This is a genomic window from Pedobacter sp. (genome assembly GCF_041645105.1).
Lineage (GTDB): Bacteria > Bacteroidota > Bacteroidia > Sphingobacteriales > Sphingobacteriaceae > Pedobacter.
In genome coordinates, this window is the sequence record NZ_JBAZQQ010000001.1 from 99,320 (window position 1) to 117,736 (window position 18,417).

Consider the following 18,417-nt stretch of genomic DNA (forward strand, 5'->3'; position numbering starts at 1 on the left):
GTTAAGAATACTTAATGACTTCCACGCCAAATCTCGTTAAAAAATCGACGCCTTCATCACTTGGCAATCCTTTATAAGCTGCATAGGAATCTCTGTAGTAAACGGTCTTTATACCGGACGACAAAATTAAGCGGGCACAGGCAATACATGGCGATAATGTAGTATACAATGTTGCACCTGCTATTTGTGCTCCATTCTTCATTCCATATAATATTGCATTTTCTTCTGCATGAAGTGCCAATGAGCAACTTCCCTTTGAGTCTCTGGCACAGCCTGCATCTCCCCATTCTTCATCACAATTATGCGTTCCTGCGGGTGGCCCATTATATCCAATGGAGATAATACGGGTGTCTTTTGTTAACACAGCTCCGACTTGTGCACGTACGCAATGCGAACGAAATGCCAGGTCGCCAGCTAAATTCATAAAAATATTGTTAAAACTCGGTTTTACTGTCATGTTCTTCAATAAACTCATGATACTTTTAAAATATCACAAGCGTTGTATTTCTATATTTATAATAAAAGGATGGAATTTTATGAAGCTAATTTATGTTTAAAATTGCATATTAGCACAAAATATAACGTTAGGTGAATGTTTGAAGCTATATTACAAGGGATTGGTGCAGGGGTTTTATTTTCGTTTTTGACAGGGCCGGTATTCTTTTCAATGATCAAAACAAGCATTGAAAAAGGATTCAAAGCCGGTTTTTCATTGGCTATAGGCGTTATTTTAAGTGACATCATTTTTATTACCTTAACGATATTCAGTACCCAGTATGTAAGTTATAAAACTGAGTATTTTGAATATGTGGGAATTATTGGAGGACTGTTTTTATTTGGTATAGGCTTATACTATTTACTCCATAAGGTTAAGGTTAATTATGATATTGCCGAAATCGCAAAGGTAAAAAAAAGAGGTTATGTGCTTAAGGGTTTTCTAATGTGCCTGCTATCACCTACAACTTTGATGTTTTGGGTCATGGTTGGTGGAATCATATCTGTTCAATTGCATTATAATATGCAGGAAAAGATTGTCTTCTTTGTTATGGCCATGGCCACTCAACTTACTGTTGATGGCTTTAAGACTTATTATGCAGCCAAATTAAGGCATAAAATCAGGGAGAAGACTATAAGGAACCTGAACAGGATTGCAGGAGCAGTGATATTGTTATTTGCGATCAGATTGTTAATTGATGTGGTTATTAAGTATTATCAGTAGAGGGGGCAAAATTAACCATTCTATTCGGAGTCTGGCATCTTTTGCTGAAAAAGCAAAAGCGCCTCAGGCCTCCTCATAGAAGGTAGATTTTGCTTCAAGCATGATTCATATAGCATGATGCGCACAAGCGGAATTCATGTAAATAAAAATCCCCTGTTTCATTTGATAGAGACAGGGGATTTATTTAAAACAGCTGTATTTGTTTTTATATCTAACTGCTAAATATACGCTCTCTGATTGTTTCCTTCTTTCCAGTTTACAAAGGCTTTGTTTACTACCTTATTACCACCTGGAGTTGGATAGTTACCGGAGAAATACCAGTCGCCGCTGTGATTAGGGCAAGCAACATGAAGGTTATCTAAAGTTTGATAAATCACTTCTACTTCAGCCACAGTTCCTGCCGGAGTAATGATCTTAGCAATCTGAGCTGAGATCTCTTCCTGTTTAAATGGTCTGTAGATATCTTTAACGTGATTTACAATTTCTCCCTTCGGCAACAATAAAGAAGCTTTACATTTCTCATAAACTTCATCGATAACGTTTTCCATTCCTCTTTCTTTCAGCAATTGTATCGCAGCTTCAAAGGCGACAAATTGTCCCATTCTTGACATGTCAATACCATAGCAATCCGGATAGCGAATCTGAGGTGCAGAAGAAACAATAATGATTTTCTTAGGGTGCAGCCTGTCGATAATTTTAATGATACTTTGTTTTAAGGTTGTACCTCTTACAATTGAATCGTCTACAGCAACTAAAGTATCAACATGGTTCTTAATAACGCCATAAGTTGTATCATAAACGTGAGCTACCATATCACCACGATCAGCATCCTGAGTAATGAAAGTACGTAGTTTCACGTCTTTAATAGCAAGCTTTTCAACGCGTGGACGCATAGAAAGCAACTCATCAAGAGCAGTATCATCTAGTACCTCTTTACGGTGAAGTAAGGCATCTTTCTGTACTTTTCTGATATAGCTATGTAAACCATCTACCATTCCGTAAAATGATACCTCCGCAGTATTAGGGATGAAAGAGAATACTGTATTTTTCAGGTCGCTATTTACTGCGTTCAGTATCTGATCACAAAGCAAAGCTCCTAAATGCTTTCTCTCTTTATATATTTCAGCATCACTTCCTCTTGAGAAGTAAATGCGTTCGAATGAACAGGCTCTTTTTTCTTCAGGCTCTCTGAATATTTCCTGAGTAACTGTTCCATCTTTTTTCACGATTAACGCATGTCCAGGTTCAATTTCTTTAACATTCTTAAACTGTATGTTAAAGGCTGTTTGTATAGCTGGTCTTTCTGATGCTGCAACGACGATTTCATCATCAGCATAGTAATATGCCGGACGTATACCTGAAGGGTCACGAAGTACAAAGGCATCACCGTTACCTACTATCCCTGATATGGCATATCCACCATCCCAGTTTTTAGCCGAACGACGCAGTATTTTAGCAATGTCCAGGTGTTCAGAAATCTTATGTGTGATTTCAACATTATCCAGACCTTCTTTTTTATATGTATCAAATAACTCCTGATTTTCATCATCCAGGAAGTGACCTATCTTTTCCAGAACTGTTACAGTATCGGCTTTTTCTTTTGGATGCTGCCCAAGCTCGTACAATTGCTCCAATAACTCATCAACGTTGGTCATGTTGAAGTTACCAGCAAGCACAAGGTTTCTTGTCATCCAGTTATTCTGACGTAAGAAAGGGTGGCAATTTTCAATACTGTTTTTACCGTGTGTACCATACCTTAAGTGGCCTAGTAAAACCTCACCTATAAAACTTACATTTTGTTTCAACCACTCCGCATCTTGCATCAATTCAGGAGTTTCTTCTTGAATATCTACAAATTTACTCTGCACATATCCAAAAATATCAGCCACAGCATTTTGAGCCATAGACCTGTACCTGCTGATGTAACGGTGACCTGGTTTAACATCCAGTTTAATTGTGGCAATCCCAGCTCCGTCTTGTCCCCGGTTGTGCTGTTTCTCCATCAAAAGATAAAGCTTGTTGAGTCCGTAAAGAGATGTACCGTATTTTTCCTGGTAGTATGAGAGCGGTTTTAAAAGGCGGATAAAGGCAATTCCGCATTCATGTTTGATTGAGTCACTCATTCGTGTTGCTATTTGAGCCGCAAATTTACCGTTAATAATTATCAGAACCTAGAAAGAAATGGAAAGAAAATCTTGATAAGATTAATAGGATAAAAATCAAAAACCAGCTATACAGCCTGTTACGGCCATATTTAATAGGTTATAGATAATTAAAAAGCTTTTCCTTTTTAATCTTTTAGCAAGTCAACATTATGTAATTTTTACACGACAGCCCCCAAAGGGGTATTAAAGGATCATCATCAGAAACTTTTATTTTAAGAACGATGCATGTTCAGAAACAATTTGCTTTCCAAAAAAGATAGATGCACTCGCGTCAAATGCTTTCGGATCTCCTGAAGTAAAAAAATGCTGCTGTCCTTGTTTAGAGATTTTGCTTTCTATTTCCGGATGATGCTGTAAATACAAAGCCAGGCTATCTGCTACAATATCATCCTGCGCCAATAAACTGATATGCTTTGGCAGCACTTCTTTTATCTTAGGGACTAATAATGGGTAATGTGTACAAGCAAGCACAATGCAATCAATATGCTCATCCTTAGCCAGCAGCTGATCTACATATTTCTTTACAAAATAGTCAGCACCAGAATTTCGGTGTTCATCGTTTTCGATCAGCGGAACCCACATCGGACAGCTTTGCTGTGCTACTTTTATATCTGGAAAAAACTTATTGATTTCCATGAGATAAGATTCCGAATTAACGGTACCACGAGTCCCCATTACACCTATACTTTTGGTATTTGTAAAATCTCCCACAATTTCTGCTGTTGGCCTTATTACACCTAAGACTCTATGATCAGGGTATTTGAATGGCAATATATTTTGCTGTATTGAACGTAGTGCTTTTGCTGACGCAGTATTGCAGGCAAGTATCACCAATGGACAACCTTGTGCAAATAACCATTCTACACATTCAAGTGTATATTGATAAATCGTTTCAAAAGAGTGATCCCCGTATGGTGTGCGTGCATTATCACCGAAATAAATATAATTGTATTCAGGCAGTTTCCTGGCAATAGACTTGAAAACGGTTAATCCGCCATAGCCAGAATCGAATACCCCTATTGATTGTTGAATGTTCATTGTAAAAAAAAACGGGACTGAGTTTTATGACTCAGTCCCGCAATTTAATTATATTTATTATTATTTCTTAGGTGCAGCTGTTGTAGTAGAGATACCTAATTTAGTTTTCACAGCATTTGTGATGTCTTCACCACCATCCCAATAAATCAAAGCCTGGTTTGCAGTATCAAATACATAAGCAAAACCTTTTTCTTTAGAAACAGCTTTAATTGCATTATCAGCTTTAACTTGAATAGGGTTAAACAATTCAGCATTTTTAGCTTCTAATTCTTGTTGTGCTTTAGTTCTTGCGTCAGTAATACGTTTTTCAAGATCCTGAAGTTCAGCACCCATAGTTTGTAATTCTTTACCCACTACTTCTTTATTAGCCTCACTCATTGTTTTTTCTTTGTCTTGAGCTGCTTTAAGTTTGCTTTGGTACTCAGTGATCATTTTTTCAATCTCGCCTTGTTTAGCTTTCTGAATAGTCTCTAATGTTCCACGTGCTGTTTTAACCTCTGGCATCGCCTCAATGATTACTGCAGAGTTTAAGTGTGCGAGTTTTTGTTGTGCATTTGCAATGTTAGCAGTAAACAATAATCCTGCTGCTAAAAAAAATGCGCTAATTAACTTTCTCATTCTATTTGTATTAATAATTGTTTCTAATTTATGTTTAATATATTTATTTTATTGCTGAATCAGGCTTATATCCCAACTTTTTAATTACATCGTTACTCACATCGTAACCAGTACTGGCATAAATCATCATTGTAGCCTCACTACTTTTGTCGAAAATGAAATCAAGCATTTTAGCTTTTGCAATTTCGGCTACCGCTTTGGTTACACTCTCCTGAATTGGATTCAGCAATTTTGTCCTCGCTTGGAATAAGTCCCCTTCAGGGCCAAAAACCTTGCGCTGAAATTCTTTCGCTTGTTTTTCCTTTTCTATAATCTCGTTCTCTCTTCTTTTGCGCATCTCATCTGTCAGCAAAACCTGATCTGCCTGATAAGCTTTGTACATTTTATCAATCTCAACAAAATTATTGTCGACCTGTTTTTGCCATTGTTGCGACAAAACATTTAACTGGTTTAATGACGACTTATAGTCTGGCAAATGTTTCAAGATATACTCTGTATCTACATAAGCAAACTTCTGAGCAGATGCACCAATGCTTACGAATAGCAAGATGCAAATTATAATATACTTTTTCATATCTGAATCTTTTAAATTAATAGAGTTAGTTAAATCCTCCAAGCTGTTGAGCAATACTGAAGTGGAACTGTCCTTTATTTGCATCCGGTGAACCAGGGATTTTATCAAATCCATAACCCCAATCGATGCCTAACAATCCAAATATCGGTAAAAATATCTTCGCTCCAAAACCTGCCGAACGCCTAACATTAAACGGATTAAAGTCCGAAAACTTATCCCATGTATTACCACCTTCAGCAAAGGCTACTAAAAACGCTGTTGCCTGCTGACTTGCAATTACCGGATATCTTACCTCCATTACATATTTTGTAAAGATTGGACTACCTGATTGCTGAGCGATATTAGGGTTTGCACCTACTGGAATTACAGAGTTATTGGCATATCCACGCATAGCGATCAATTCTGATCCCTGAAGGAAGTCAAAGCCTTGCATACCATCACCACCTAACTTAAATCTCTCAAATGCCGACTGTCCAACTGCACTGTTATATGATCCTAAGAAACCAAACTGCGCCTGTGCTTTTACGACAAACTTACCAGCTAATCTTTGGAACCATTGTGATTCAAATTTCCATTTGTGGTACTCAGTAAATTTATAACGTTCCTTATCTGAGGCAGTCTCATAATTCACATTGTTCAACAAGGAATATGGAGGTGTTGCCTGAATTGTAAATTTAAAGAATGAACCACCTGTAGGGAAGATTGGGGAATCTCTTGAATCCCTGCTCAGTTCCTGGGTTAAGTTAAAGTTATATGAAGTACCAGTGCTAAATAAGAAACCACCGTAGTTATTCAGGATATACTGTTGTGCGTTAACAGCGTGTACCAACTGGAAGTAGTTATCAGGGAAGTTCAATCTTCTACCTAAACTAACAGTAACACCATTTAAACGAATTTTAGAATATTGACTGCTTGATTCCTCAATTGTACCGTAATAACTTCTTCCGCCGTTAGACTGCAATGAAGTAAAGGCACTGATTCCAAAGCTGATTGGTTTTTTACCACCTAACCATGGCTCAGAGAAAGAGAAACTATATGACTGATAGAACTTACCATTTGTTTGTCCACGTAAACTTAATTTCTGTCCGTCTCCTTTTGGTAAAGGTTTGTAAGCACTTAAATTAAACAGATTTCTTAATGAGAAGTTGTTAAATGTTAAACCCAATGTACCGATGATGTTACCACCACCAAAACCACCTGAAAGTTCAATCTGGTCTGAAGGTTTTTCCTCAACATGATATTCAATATCTACTGTACCATCTGCCGGATTAGGCTTAGGAATAGGGTTTGTTTTAGACTCATCAAAGTTACCCAATTGTCCGATCTCACGCACACTACGAATCAAAAGGTCTTTTGAGAATTTCTCTCCTGGCTTAGTACGGATATCACGTAAAACAACGCGGTCATTTGTAATGGTGTTACCAACAACTGTAATACGATTATTGGTATACTGAGGACCTTCATAGATTCTCATTTCCATTTCAACGGTATCACCATAAATCCTGGTTTGAACCGGATCAACGTTAAAAGTCAAATAACCATCATTCAGGTAAATACTAGAAACGTCATCACCATTCGCACTACCTCTTAATTTCTTTTCCAGTTTCTCTTCACTGAATACTTCTCCTTTTTCAATACCCAAAGCTCTTTGTAAATACTCTGTGGTGTATTTGGCATTACCGGCCCAGGTGATGTTACCAAAATAATATTTAGGCCCTTCAAATAAGTCTATTTTGATTCCAACAGCTTTGTCGCTATACTGGTAAATGCTGTCTTTCAAAATTACCGCATCACGGTAACCTTTATCGTGCATCTTGGCAATCAGCTTTATTTTGTCCTCATCATATTTTTCCTTATTGAATTTTCCGGAACCAAATACTTTATAAAATGCCTGTTGTTTAGTTTTCTTTAAAAACTTGCGCAATTTTTTCGATGAAAAGTCCTTATTTCCAGTGAAAACAATCTCATGAACTTTAACCTTGCGACCTTTGTCGACAATAACCTCCAGGATTACGCTATTCTCCTGACTTGGATCTGGTTTTGTTTTATACTCAACATTGGTAAAGAAATATCCTTTTCCCAATAAGAACTTTTTAACGGTTGCAGTGGTACTGCTATATAAATTATCATTAATGATTGCCTTACCTGGTTTTTCGCTTAATTTTTCAAGGATGTCTGTCTTCTGCGACTTACTAACTCCTGTAAACTCAAAAGAACCCAAACGAGGGCGTTCAACAACTTCAATATCAAAATATACGGTATCTTCTACAAGCTTAACAATATCCAACTGAATATCGTCAAACAGGCCCTGCGCCCAAAGATTTTTAATTGCATTAGCTGTAGCTTCACCAGGAAGCACTACACGCTCACCCGGAATCAATTTTGAAAGGGTGATAATTACTTCTTTATCCAGATACTTTGTACCTGTTAAAGTAGTACCTCCAATAACATACTCTCTAGGATTGAAATAATCGAGATCTAACCCTTTAACTTTTAAAGTAGGAGTTGCAGGGTTTACCTGAGGACGCGTAATTTGTGCCATTGACGGTAACCCAATCAACAACAATAATATAAGTTGGTATATTCTTTTCATTTACAATCTAAAAATCGATGCTAAGTTATTATAAACACATGTTAAAAAGTGTTAAAAGTAAAATTAGTTAAGCTGCTCACTAATTTTACCGAAGCGGCGTTCGCGTTTCTGATAGTCTACGATAGCTTCAAAAAGATCCTCCCTCCTAAAGTCTGGCCAAAGGGTTTCTGTAAAATAAAGTTCTGTATAGGCCATTTGCCACAACAGAAAATTACTGATTCTATGTTCACCGCTTGTTCTGATCATCAATTCCGGATCGGGCATATTTACCGTGTTCAACTGAGCCGCAAAATGCTCTTCATTAATATCTTCAATACTCATTTTCTGATCTTTTACCTGTTGTGCCAGCCTTTTTGCGGCTTGAGTAATTTCCCATTTTGCACTATAGCTTAAAGCCAGTGTCAAAGTACAACGGGTATTATTTGCAGTTTTGTCCATAGCACTTTTCAGATCGTCAATACATTTCTGAGGCAGGGATGCTATATCTCCAATGGCATTAAGCCGGATATTATTTTTAGTAAGGGTTTCAGTTTCCTGATTGATGGTTGAAATTAATAATTCCATTAAGGCATTTACCTCATCAACAGGCCTGTTCCAGTTTTCTGTTGAAAAAGTATAAACTGTAAGATATCTGATACCTATATCTACACAACCTTCAACTATATCTTTTACGGATAAGACTCCACTTTCGTGGCCAAACACCCTGAATTTACCTTGATTTTTAGCCCATCTGCCATTCCCATCCATGATGATCGCAATATGCTCTGGCAAGCGTGTAGTATCTATTTGTTCTTTAAATCCCATTTATTTCCGCAAATATGCTTAAAATGTATAACATTTTTGGGACACAAAGGTATAAGATATGCCAATACCTACAAACATATATGTATCTCTTTTTCTAAAATCGCCTCTTTGTATGCCTGGGGCACCTATTTTGGGATCAGTTGGATCTGAAAGAAATTCTCGGATTTCTGGATAAGACTTACCATCCCAGACAATTGGATCTTGATATTTACCACTCACATCGTCAAGATAATCCGTATAGACTGTCCGATAACCAATCTGCGAAAACAGCCCCCATTTCTCTTTTAACCTCAGCTTAACCCCAACTCCATAAGGGACGGTCAAGGCAAAATTTCTGTATGCCTGCTCCTGGCCTTCTGTATTGTAAAACCTCAGGTTATACTCAACATCATTGTTTGATCCATCTTTATAAACTCCTTTCGGATTAAAAAAAACAGCTCCTATTCCTGTAAAAATATATGGTGTAAACCTCTTGGTACCTCCTCCGGCAAAATAATTCAGAAAATTAAAATCAACCTGTAAACTCAGTTCATTTAAAGGAGTTTTAAAATTGAGATTCCGATCTCTGAACTGGCTGTTATCTGATTCAGCATCATTCGCTTTTATCTTCCCGTAGGTATAATGAAACCCTACTGCCCAATATGGATCAATATTTAACTTTGCATAACCTCCTAATGACAAACCACTTATTTTTAAAAGCTTATCCTGATTAAGATCGCCAATATAACCTGCACCACCTCCTCCTATTCCGAGCTCAAAAGTTTGTGCGCAAACCGTTGAAACTCCAGACATAAAAGTGATTAACCAAAGGAAATGCCGTATATATTGCATGTTAATAATTACGGGTATCTATACCCCAAAGTAGTTTATTCCTTAACGTTGTCAGGTACCCTTCATTGTTTAACCTGATCAAATTCACGTGAAATTTAGCTTTGTTAAGTGTAACCTTTACCGATCGGTCTACCGTTTCAGTTCTTGAATCGCAAGACACCAGGAACTTAGCACTTCTGGCCTCTACTTCAAATGTCAAAGATACATCATCAGGCACAATTAAAGGTCTGACATTTAAATTATGAGGTGCAATTGGCGTAATGACAAAGTTCTGAGAACTGGGATAGATAATTGGTCCCCCACAACTTAAGGAGTATGCTGTGGAGCCTGTTGGAGTCGCAATAATCAAACCATCAGCCCAATAAGAATTGACAAACTCTTCATTCATATAAGCGTGAATAATCATCATGGCCGAATTGTCTCTCCGGTGAATTGTGATGTCATTCAATGCAAAATTCTCTTCTCCAAACAGTCCGTAAGTAGATTCTAAACTTAAAAGAGTCCGTTTATCAAGTGAATATTCTTTATTCTTTAAGGCTTCAATTGCCTTTGTGATTTCATTTTTATTGATACTTGCCAGGAAGCCTAACCTGCCGAAGTTAATTCCGATCACAGGAATTCCTGAATCCCTAACCAAAGACAAGGTATCTAACAAAGTTCCATCACCACCCAAACTAATCAGCACATCTGTCTGATCAATCAGTTCTGCATGTTGGGTAAAAACCGTTATATGTGCTGGAAGTTTAATTTTATCTTTTATAAAATCCAGATATTTTTGATAAACAAGTATGGGGGTTTTATATTGATCAAGGACATTAAAAACTTCCTGAACATAAGGCAATACACTATTATTGAATTCCCTACCGTAAATTGCAATCCTCATTTAATGTTTAGTTTTATCAGTAGATAATTATTTATTTAGATATTCAGATAGTTCATAAAAGAATTGAATCTATCTTCAGTTCCGTCATCTGTCTTAGTACTATTAAATACAGCTTGCACCTGGTAATTATATCGTTCAAAAGAAGAGATAATACCTGAAAGTTCTGTTTTATTAATTTTCAGTGTTACTTCCAGTTTTGTTGAATCTGGAAATGACTGTACATAGGAAGAGAGGATTTGGGCATTATCGGCTTCAACGATTTGCGCCATATGGGCGAGAGAATTATTTCTGTTACTGATTTCAAGGACAATAATTCCTCCCGGTTCTTTCACTGCAAAAATATCCGCTGTGTAGCTTAATATAGTGTTTATGGAAATTAATCCGATATAATTTTTCTTATAATCGAGCACTGGTACAACAGACAAATTTAGCAGGGTAAATAATCTGATCACATCATAAATGTGTGCATCTTCGTATACAAATGGATTTAAAAGAGCCAATGACAGATCTCCAATAGGTGTATCCACTTCCTTAACCTCTATTAATTCATCTTCTGCAAGCAGGCCAAGAAACTGACTCTCATTCACAATGGGTAAATGAGAAATTTTGAACTCAGTCATCCTTTCCATCGACTTCTGAACGGTGTCTGATGTCCTTAATGGAGGGATTGAATTAGATATGAGTTCAGTTGCCAGCATTATTATTTAAGTAAAATTCTATTTAAAAATCTATCCAGATAATCATTAAAAATCTCCGGACGCTCCATCATCGGTGCATGTCCGCATTTATCAACCCAGTTTAACTCTGAATTTGGTAACAGTTCATGAAACTCTTCAGCAACCTCTGGTGGTGTAACTTTATCCTGTTGTCCCCAGATTAAAGATACAGGAATGGTAATTCTGGAAAGATCTTTAGACATATTATGTCTGATTGCCGACTTTGCCAGAGCCAGTATCCTGATTACTCTTGATCGTTCATTTACTGTTTTATAAACTTCATCTACCAGTGATTTGGTAGCAGTTGCAGGATCATAAAAAGTAAACTCTACTTTTTCACGGATATAGTCATAGCTTTCTCTTTTCGGGAAAGATCCCCCAAAAGCATTTTCGTATAATCCAGAACTACCTGTAAGTACAAGAGCTTTCACCATTTCCTGGTGTGCCAATGTAAATACCAATCCAACATGCCCTCCCAGTGAGTTTCCTACTAAAACTGCCTGATTTAGCTTTTTATGTTTTAAAAATTTGTTAACGTATTTAGATAAACTCCTTACCCCAAGTGTGAGGATAGGCAATTCATAAATTGGTAAAATTGGTACAAGTATATGATACCTGTCTTTAAAATAATCGATTACAGGCTCCCAATTGCTCAATTCACCCATTAATCCATGAAGTAATACCAGGGTTTCACCTTTTCCGGCTTCTATATATTTAAACCCGCCTTCGTCTATTACTTCGTATGTCATATATGTATTTTGTGTAATAATTATTGCTACTAAGTTAGTAGAGTAAAATTAATTTAATGTAATTTAATATATTAATTTAATGAAATAACTGAATTCCTGCAATTTATGTTAGCATATTTTATGCCAAGTGTTTCTTAACAAATTCAGCAATTAATTTGCCATCTGCCTTACCTGCCAGCTCTTTATTAGCCATTCCCATTACTTTACCCATATCCTTTACAGATGAAGCACCTGAATCCTGGATCAATTTTACAATAATGGCTTCAATTTCTGCTGCATCAAGCTGTTTAGGAAGGAAAGTGCTGATTACTGCAATTTCTTCGTCTTCGATTACACTAAGATCTTCTCTCCCCTGCTGCTTATAAATATCCGCAGATTCTTTTCTTTGCTTTATTAATTTTTGCAACAATTTCAGCTCAGTCTCTTCTGTAATTTCTTCAGCAGATCCTTTTTCTGTTTTTGCCAATAACAATGCGGCTTTAATAGCCCTCAAACCTCTTAACCTTGCCTGATCTTTAGCCAGCATTGCCTGTTTTATTTCTTGATCTATTGTATTTGATATCATTGTTTTCTATTTATTTTCTATCTATTATCGTACCTGTTGCCTGTGCAGTAGGCATAATCAGCATATCATTAATGTTTACATGTGCAGGTCTGCTCACTACAAACCAAATCGCCTCTGCAATGTCATCTGCTATTAATGGCTCTACACCATCATAAACCTTTTTGGCTCTACTTTCATCTCCTTTAAAACGAACTTTAGAAAACTCCGTTTCAACCATTCCAGGATGTATTGCCGTTACTTTAATGCCATAAGTAAGTAGATCTATCCGCATACTTCTACTCAAAGCATCAACGGCATGTTTGGTAGCACAATATACATTTCCATTAGGATAAATTTCCTTCCCGGCTATAGAACCTATATTGATGATATGCCCTGTCTGCTCTGCAACCATCCAGTTTGATACAATTTTAGTAGAATAAAGCAATCCTTTAATATTGGTATCAATCATGGTATCCCAATCACCAATTTCGCCCTTATGAATAGGGTCTAGTCCCTGACTTAGTCCGGCATTATTGATCAGTACATTAACTTTCTTCCATTGTGCCGGCAGGGTTTCTAAAGCGTATGAAAGGTTTTCGAAATCTCTTACATCAGCAACAATACTTTTTACCTCAACGGCATACTTATCAGCCAGGTGTCTAGCATTTTCCTTTAGTAATTCTTCTCTTCGTGCTACAAGTATTAGATTATATCCCTGTGCTGCAAACAAATGTGCACATGCCGCTCCTATGCCCGAAGTTGCTCCTGTAATTAGTACCGTTTTCATGTGGTATATATTTTTGCATTGTCATCCTCGCTTACCTCTTCGAGGCATCTCTGACAAGCAAATCTATAATTTTTTCACCAGAATCTATTGTTTTTTAACACCAACACCTTACTCAAAAAATAAACTGAAGGTAACATGACGTAACATTAACTTATCAATAGGCTTTGAATAGGGACTAGCGTCATTCTTCAAGATATCGTTCAGGGCGTAGGACAGTTTTAGTTCGGGAGACATTTTAAAGTACTCAAAATAAAGATCGAAGCCGAATCCGGCTTCATAAGACAGGAAGTTCTTTTTGTTCTTTAGAAATTTCTCCATAGCGCCAAAAGAAGCATCATTGGTTCTCTTTTTCGATCCAATGTCTATTGAATATTTTGCACCCCCGATAATGTAAGCTCTAAAATTATTCCTCCTGTCAGATTTTAATTTGATACCTAAGGGAAATTCAACCATTGTCGACTGCACTTTCTTTTCAATAATGGCTTCCTCCCCCTCAAATTCATAATAAGCCAAACGGTCATTAAAAACAAGTGTTGGTGTAAGTCTTAAGTCAGCATTCTCTCCTAAACGTTTGTTCACTACAAACCCAATTCCAAAGCCCGGAGAGGGTTTGGAAGAAAGGGACCTCAGTCGTGTACCTGTAAAAGGTATACCTTCATCAACGGATTGAAAAGGCTCCTGCCAGTCCCTCTTTTTTAAAAACTTAAATTCTGAAGAGACATATTGAAAAGTAAAACCAAAATGCAGATTATCATCATCTACCCCCCCACCCCAATTCTGGGCATTGGCAGTTTGCATAGCCATTAGACCTACAAATAGCAGATAAAAGTTTTTTTTGCTCAGCATTTATTTCAATTAAGCCTTCTTTTTAGTTAATCAGCTTATTTTATTCCCGTGTAAATTGCACATATACCAAAGGTAAGTCGAATGTCTTTACTCTTTTTAAAACCTACCTTATCCATCAGCTTAATAAAATCATCCCCATCAGGAAAAGCGGCAACAGATTCAGGCAAATAAGTATAAGCACTTTTATCTTTAGAGAACATTCTTCCAAAAAAAGGAAGCACCTTGTTTGAATAAAAATTATATCCTTGTTTAACCGGGAATGCCCTTGGCTTGGAAAATTCTAGAATAACAATTTTACCTTCAGGTTTTAATACACGGTACATATCCGCCAGTCCCTTTTCAAGATTCTGATAATTTCTTACCCCAAAAGCTACAATTATGGCATCAAAATGATCATCAGAGAACTGCAATCCTTCAGAGTCACCCATCTGAACAGAAAAAATATGCTGCAAATTACGATCAGTGATTTTTTTTCTTGCTACATCAAGCATCCCTTCGGAAATATCTACCCCGATAATTTTTTCGGGTTCTAATATATTAATGGCTTCAAAAGCAAAATCACCAGTACCTGTCGCTACATCCAACATAACCCTGGGTTTAATGGATTTAAGTTCCTTAATTGCCTTTTTCCTCCATAAAACATCAATACCTAAAGAAAGAAAATGATTTAAAAAATCATAAGTTCCAGATATATTATTGAACATTGTAGCCACCTGTTCTTTCTTGGTAGCATTTTGAGATTGGTAGGGTGTAATGTTTTCGTTCATAGTAAGCCGCAAAGATAAGTATTGTTGAAAACTAATTTTCTACCTTTGTCAAATGATTATAAAATCAGCAACATTTATTTGTAGTAATACAAAGGTTTCGGCACTACCTACCGCAAACATGCCCGAATATGCTTTTATCGGACGTTCAAATGTAGGAAAATCCTCATTGATCAATATGCTGGTAAACCAGCATGGACTTGCTAAAACATCGCAAAGACCAGGTAAAACCCAACTTATTAATCACTTTTTGATTAATGAGAAATGGTATATTGTAGATTTACCTGGATATGGCTATGCCAAAGTTTCCAAAACCAGCAGAGAAAGCTGGGAGAAATTTATCCGTAATTACATCACCAAACGTGAAAGTCTGCAGTGTGTATTTGTATTGATCGATAGCAGGTTAGAACCACAAAAGATTGATCTTGAGTTTTGCTGCTGGATGGGAGAAATTCAAGTCCCTTTCGCATTGATTTTTACGAAAGCCGATAAACAATCTGCTGTTAAGACAGATAAAAATGTGGCACTTTTCAAAAAAGAGCTTTCAGGATGGTTCGAAGAAATCCCTCCTTATTTTGTAACCTCAGCAGAAAAAGGTCAGGGTAAAGATAAAGTACTCGAGTTTATTGAAGAGGTAAACAAGGATTTCGTTATGCCTGACTTATCATCATCTCCAGGTTTTTAATTAAAATTTTACATGAAGAAGTATTTTTCGTTGGTACTGTTTGCACATTCAATCTTTGCATTACCATTTGCTATGATTGGTTTTTTTCTGGGTGTAACAACTACTGACAATCCCTTTAACTGGCTGAAATTAGTACTTGTGCTGTTATGTATGGTCTTTGCCCGTAATGCAGCTATGGCTTTTAACAGGTACCTGGATAGAGATATAGACGCTAAAAACCCGCGCACAAAAATGCGTGATATTCCAGCTGGTAAAATATCAGCGAAAGAAGCCCTGACATTTGTGATTATCAATTGTGTTCTTTTTACTGCGACTACATTTTTCATCAATAACCTATGCTTTTATTTATCTCCCATAGCCTTGTTTGTAGTCTTATTTTATAGTTATACCAAAAGATTTACGGCATTATGCCACCTGGTACTTGGTCTCGGCCTTGCTCTTGCACCTATTGGGGCATATATAGCAGTAACAGGGGTATTTAACATTGTACCTTTATTTTATTCTTTTGCAGTGCTTTTTTGGGTTAGTGGGTTCGACATTATCTATGCGCTGCAGGATGAAGATTTTGACAAAGGTGAAAAACTACACTCTATTCCAACTGCATTAGGTGTAAAAAACGCTTTAAACCTATCAGTTTTTCTGCATGTTTTATCTGCAATATGTGTAATACTTCCTATCTTTTTCAGTAGTTTTAGCTGGGTATATTATATTGGTGTAGCCTTCTTTTGCATGATGTTAATTTATCAGCATCTATTGGTAAAACCTAACGACCTCAGTAAGGTTAACAGGGCTTTTATGACAGCTAATGGTTATGCCTCTGTATTTTTTGCGATCTGCTTTTTGCTGGACGCTTTTTTAAGAACTCATTATAATTTTTAGATCCAATGATCAACCTAAGCATACCCAAGAAAATAAGAAACTACATCCCTCAGGACCTTCAGATTGAATGGAAGAATCTTGAACCTTTATTTAACGAATTGCTGGAACGCCCGATTAATGATGTGATTGAGCTGGAGCAATGGCTTAAAGATAAAAGTGAACTGGAAGCTGCTTTAGAAGAAGACTTTGCCTGGCGTTATATCCGTATGAGCTGTGATACGGCAAATGAAGAACTCGTTAAAAACTTTCAATACTTTGCCACAGAGATTGAGCCTAAAATTTCGCCAGTTGCGAACTTACTGAATCAGAAGTTTAACAACAGTCCTTTTATTGAAGAACTGGATCATGACAAATATTTCGTTTACATCAGAGCAATCAGGAAAGCACTTGAAATTTATCGCGAAGAAAACGTTGAATTGCTAACCCAATTACAAGTCAGTCAACAAAAATATCAGGGCATTACAGGTGCAATGACTGTTACCATAAACGGACAAGAATATACACTTGAACAAGCCGCCAACTTTATTAAAGATACTGACAGATCTGTCAGACAACAGGCATGGGAAACAGTACAGCAACGCCGCATTGTTGATAAAGACGACTTAAACATGTTGTTTGATGAACTGATAGGCATGCGCCACCAGGTAGCATTAAATGCTGGCTTTGAGAACTACAGGGACTACATGTTCCAGGCATTGGGCAGGTTTGACTATACGCCAAAAGAGTGCTATGAATTCCATGAAGCTATTGAAAAGAAAATCGTTCCGATTTTAAAAGAACAAGCTGAAAAGAGAGCAGAACTGCTTAACATTGAAGTTCTGAAACCTTGGGACATGGATGTAAGTACAACAGGTAAAGCAGCATTAAAACCATTTAAAAATGGTGAAGAGTTAATCGACAAAACGATTGCTTGTTTTAATGCAATTGACCCTAAACTGGGACAGATGCTTTTGATTATGAAAGCTAATCAATTGTTTGATGTAGAAAGTAGAAAAGGTAAAGCCCCGGGTGGATACAACTATCCATTGGCAGAAACTGGTGCGCCTTTCATTTTCATGAATTCGGCTAACTCATTCAGAGATTTGACCACAATGGTACATGAGGGTGGACACGCCATTCATACTTTTCTGACTGCCAACCTGGAACTGAACGATTTTAAACATTGTCCTTCTGAAGTAGCTGAACTAGCTTCTATGAGCATGGAGTTAATATCTATGGATAACTGGGATATTTATTTCGACAACGAAGAAGATCTGATACGGGCAAAGAAAGAACAACTGGCCGACGTACTTAAAACACTTCCCTGGGTTGCAGTAATAGACCAATTTCAACATTGGATATATACCAATCCTGGTCATAATGCTACCGATCGTGAAGAGGCATTTAAACAAATTTATACCAGGTTTGGAAGTGGTTTTGCGAATTGGGACGACCTGGAGAAAGAATTCGGTAATATCTGGCAAAAGCAACTTCACCTATTTGAAGTGCCTTTTTATTATATTGAATACGCAATTGCTCAACTAGGTGCCATAGCTATCTGGAAAAACTATAAAGAAAATCCACAAAAGGCATTACAACAATACCTTGATGCACTTGCTTTAGGTTATACCAAACCTATTAATGAGATTTACGAAACTGCTGGCATCAAATTCGACTTCAGTCTTGATTACATTGATCAACTTGCATCTTTTGTTAAAGAAGAATTAGAAAAACTAAACTAGC

General features: G+C 36.9%; 19 protein-coding genes. 4 read left to right on the forward strand and 15 right to left on the reverse strand.

Going from position 1 to position 18,417, the window contains the following annotated elements:
• Position 1: 1 nt before the first annotated feature.
• Positions 2 to 424 (reverse strand): cytidine/deoxycytidylate deaminase family protein, encoded by a 423-nt coding sequence (locus WC623_RS00350; protein WP_372847558.1) that lies wholly within the window; start codon positions 422 to 424, stop codon positions 2 to 4.
• A 168-nt stretch (positions 425 to 592) separates the two neighbouring features.
• On the opposite strand from WC623_RS00350, the gene WC623_RS00355 reads away from it, so the two are divergent.
• Positions 593 to 1,219: a LysE family translocator gene (locus tag WC623_RS00355; RefSeq protein ID WP_372847559.1), complete on the forward strand. Its 627-nt coding sequence runs from the start codon at positions 593 to 595 to the stop codon at positions 1,217 to 1,219.
• 218 nt (positions 1,220 to 1,437) lie between these two features.
• On the opposite strand, the gene WC623_RS00360 is transcribed toward WC623_RS00355, so the two are convergent.
• The 14 genes from WC623_RS00360 to ubiE all read right to left on the reverse strand — a co-directional run bounded on the left by WC623_RS00360 (position 1,438) and on the right by ubiE (position 15,134).
• Positions 1,438 to 3,342 (reverse strand): class II glutamine amidotransferase, encoded by a 1,905-nt coding sequence (locus WC623_RS00360; RefSeq protein ID WP_372847560.1) that lies wholly within the window; start codon positions 3,340 to 3,342, stop codon positions 1,438 to 1,440.
• A 249-nt stretch (positions 3,343 to 3,591) separates the two neighbouring features.
• Positions 3,592 to 4,422, reverse strand: a complete 831-nt coding sequence (gene murI / locus WC623_RS00365; protein ID WP_372847561.1) for a glutamate racemase — start codon at positions 4,420 to 4,422, stop codon at positions 3,592 to 3,594.
• Between the two features lie 60 nt (positions 4,423 to 4,482).
• Positions 4,483 to 5,040: an OmpH family outer membrane protein gene (locus WC623_RS00370; protein ID WP_372847562.1), complete on the reverse strand. Its 558-nt coding sequence runs from the start codon at positions 5,038 to 5,040 to the stop codon at positions 4,483 to 4,485.
• A 43-nt stretch (positions 5,041 to 5,083) separates the two neighbouring features.
• Positions 5,084 to 5,614 (reverse strand): OmpH family outer membrane protein, encoded by a 531-nt coding sequence (locus WC623_RS00375; protein WP_372847563.1) that lies wholly within the window; start codon positions 5,612 to 5,614, stop codon positions 5,084 to 5,086.
• Positions 5,615 to 5,639: 25 nt separating this feature from the next.
• Complete coding sequence (locus WC623_RS00380) at positions 5,640 to 8,207, reverse strand: outer membrane protein assembly factor (protein ID WP_372847564.1); 2,568 nt, start codon at positions 8,205 to 8,207, stop codon at positions 5,640 to 5,642.
• Between the two features lie 63 nt (positions 8,208 to 8,270).
• Positions 8,271 to 9,011 (reverse strand): isoprenyl transferase, encoded by a 741-nt coding sequence (locus WC623_RS00385; RefSeq protein WP_372847565.1) that lies wholly within the window; start codon positions 9,009 to 9,011, stop codon positions 8,271 to 8,273.
• Between the two features lie 18 nt (positions 9,012 to 9,029).
• Complete coding sequence (locus WC623_RS00390) at positions 9,030 to 9,842, reverse strand: DUF6089 family protein (RefSeq protein ID WP_372847566.1); 813 nt, start codon at positions 9,840 to 9,842, stop codon at positions 9,030 to 9,032.
• Between the two features lies 1 nt (position 9,843).
• Entirely contained in the window at positions 9,844 to 10,725 is an 882-nt protein-coding gene (locus WC623_RS00395) for an NAD kinase (protein ID WP_372847567.1), read from the reverse strand.
• Positions 10,726 to 10,760: 35 nt separating this feature from the next.
• Complete coding sequence (locus WC623_RS00400) at positions 10,761 to 11,423, reverse strand: CBS domain-containing protein (protein ID WP_372847568.1); 663 nt, start codon at positions 11,421 to 11,423, stop codon at positions 10,761 to 10,763.
• 2 nt (positions 11,424 to 11,425) lie between these two features.
• Positions 11,426 to 12,190 carry an alpha/beta fold hydrolase gene (locus tag WC623_RS00405; RefSeq protein WP_372847569.1) on the reverse strand — a complete coding sequence of 255 codons (765 nt, stop codon included), beginning with the start codon at positions 12,188 to 12,190 and terminating at the stop codon, positions 11,426 to 11,428.
• A 118-nt stretch (positions 12,191 to 12,308) separates the two neighbouring features.
• Positions 12,309 to 12,755 carry a GatB/YqeY domain-containing protein gene (locus WC623_RS00410; RefSeq protein ID WP_372847570.1) on the reverse strand — a complete coding sequence of 149 codons (447 nt, stop codon included), beginning with the start codon at positions 12,753 to 12,755 and terminating at the stop codon, positions 12,309 to 12,311.
• A gap of 10 nt (positions 12,756 to 12,765) precedes the next feature.
• Positions 12,766 to 13,521 carry an SDR family NAD(P)-dependent oxidoreductase gene (locus WC623_RS00415; RefSeq protein WP_372847571.1) on the reverse strand — a complete coding sequence of 252 codons (756 nt, stop codon included), beginning with the start codon at positions 13,519 to 13,521 and terminating at the stop codon, positions 12,766 to 12,768.
• A gap of 108 nt (positions 13,522 to 13,629) precedes the next feature.
• Entirely contained in the window at positions 13,630 to 14,367 is a 738-nt protein-coding gene (locus WC623_RS00420) for an outer membrane beta-barrel protein (RefSeq protein ID WP_372847572.1), read from the reverse strand.
• Between the two features lie 35 nt (positions 14,368 to 14,402).
• Positions 14,403 to 15,134, reverse strand: a complete 732-nt coding sequence (gene ubiE / locus WC623_RS00425; protein WP_372847573.1) for a bifunctional demethylmenaquinone methyltransferase/2-methoxy-6-polyprenyl-1,4-benzoquinol methylase UbiE — start codon at positions 15,132 to 15,134, stop codon at positions 14,403 to 14,405.
• A 52-nt stretch (positions 15,135 to 15,186) separates the two neighbouring features.
• Between ubiE and yihA the strand changes: the two genes are divergently transcribed.
• From yihA to WC623_RS00440, 3 genes are read left to right on the forward strand one after another with little or no spacing between them, the layout of a single operon-like run.
• A complete protein-coding gene (yihA, locus tag WC623_RS00430; protein ID WP_372847574.1) occupies positions 15,187 to 15,816 on the forward strand; it encodes a ribosome biogenesis GTP-binding protein YihA/YsxC in 630 nt (209 codons plus the stop codon).
• 12 nt (positions 15,817 to 15,828) lie between these two features.
• A complete protein-coding gene (locus WC623_RS00435; protein WP_372847575.1) occupies positions 15,829 to 16,695 on the forward strand; it encodes a UbiA-like polyprenyltransferase in 867 nt (288 codons plus the stop codon).
• 5 nt (positions 16,696 to 16,700) lie between these two features.
• A complete protein-coding gene (locus tag WC623_RS00440; protein ID WP_372847576.1) occupies positions 16,701 to 18,416 on the forward strand; it encodes a M3 family oligoendopeptidase in 1,716 nt (571 codons plus the stop codon).
• The last annotated feature ends 1 nt before the right edge of the window (position 18,417 follow it).

Excerpts from the sequence above, each read along its gene's own strand:
- WC623_RS00350 (WP_372847558.1), bottom strand. The coding sequence starts at position 424 with ATGAATTTAGCTGGCGACCTGGCATTTCGTTCGCATTGCGTACGTGCA.
- WC623_RS00355 (WP_372847559.1), top strand. The coding sequence starts at position 593 with ATGTTTGAAGCTATATTACAAGGGATTGGTGCAGGGGTTTTATTTTCG.
- WC623_RS00360 (WP_372847560.1), bottom strand. The coding sequence starts at position 3,342 with ATGAGTGACTCAATCAAACATGAATGCGGAATTGCCTTTATCCGCCTT.
- murI (WP_372847561.1), bottom strand. The coding sequence starts at position 4,422 with ATGAACATTCAACAATCAATAGGGGTATTCGATTCTGGCTATGGCGGA.
- WC623_RS00370 (WP_372847562.1), bottom strand. The coding sequence starts at position 5,040 with ATGAGAAAGTTAATTAGCGCATTTTTTTTAGCAGCAGGATTATTGTTT.
- WC623_RS00375 (WP_372847563.1), bottom strand. The coding sequence starts at position 5,614 with ATGAAAAAGTATATTATAATTTGCATCTTGCTATTCGTAAGCATTGGT.
- WC623_RS00380 (WP_372847564.1), bottom strand. The coding sequence starts at position 8,207 with ATGAAAAGAATATACCAACTTATATTATTGTTGTTGATTGGGTTACCG.
- WC623_RS00385 (WP_372847565.1), bottom strand. The coding sequence starts at position 9,011 with ATGGGATTTAAAGAACAAATAGATACTACACGCTTGCCAGAGCATATT.
- WC623_RS00390 (WP_372847566.1), bottom strand. The coding sequence starts at position 9,842 with ATGCAATATATACGGCATTTCCTTTGGTTAATCACTTTTATGTCTGGA.
- WC623_RS00395 (WP_372847567.1), bottom strand. The coding sequence starts at position 10,725 with ATGAGGATTGCAATTTACGGTAGGGAATTCAATAATAGTGTATTGCCT.
- WC623_RS00400 (WP_372847568.1), bottom strand. The coding sequence starts at position 11,423 with ATGCTGGCAACTGAACTCATATCTAATTCAATCCCTCCATTAAGGACA.
- WC623_RS00405 (WP_372847569.1), bottom strand. The coding sequence starts at position 12,190 with ATGACATACGAAGTAATAGACGAAGGCGGGTTTAAATATATAGAAGCC.
- WC623_RS00410 (WP_372847570.1), bottom strand. The coding sequence starts at position 12,755 with ATGATATCAAATACAATAGATCAAGAAATAAAACAGGCAATGCTGGCT.
- WC623_RS00415 (WP_372847571.1), bottom strand. The coding sequence starts at position 13,521 with ATGAAAACGGTACTAATTACAGGAGCAACTTCGGGCATAGGAGCGGCA.
- WC623_RS00420 (WP_372847572.1), bottom strand. The coding sequence starts at position 14,367 with ATGCTGAGCAAAAAAAACTTTTATCTGCTATTTGTAGGTCTAATGGCT.
- ubiE (WP_372847573.1), bottom strand. The coding sequence starts at position 15,134 with ATGAACGAAAACATTACACCCTACCAATCTCAAAATGCTACCAAGAAA.
- yihA (WP_372847574.1), top strand. The coding sequence starts at position 15,187 with ATGATTATAAAATCAGCAACATTTATTTGTAGTAATACAAAGGTTTCG.
- WC623_RS00435 (WP_372847575.1), top strand. The coding sequence starts at position 15,829 with ATGAAGAAGTATTTTTCGTTGGTACTGTTTGCACATTCAATCTTTGCA.
- WC623_RS00440 (WP_372847576.1), top strand. The coding sequence starts at position 16,701 with ATGATCAACCTAAGCATACCCAAGAAAATAAGAAACTACATCCCTCAG.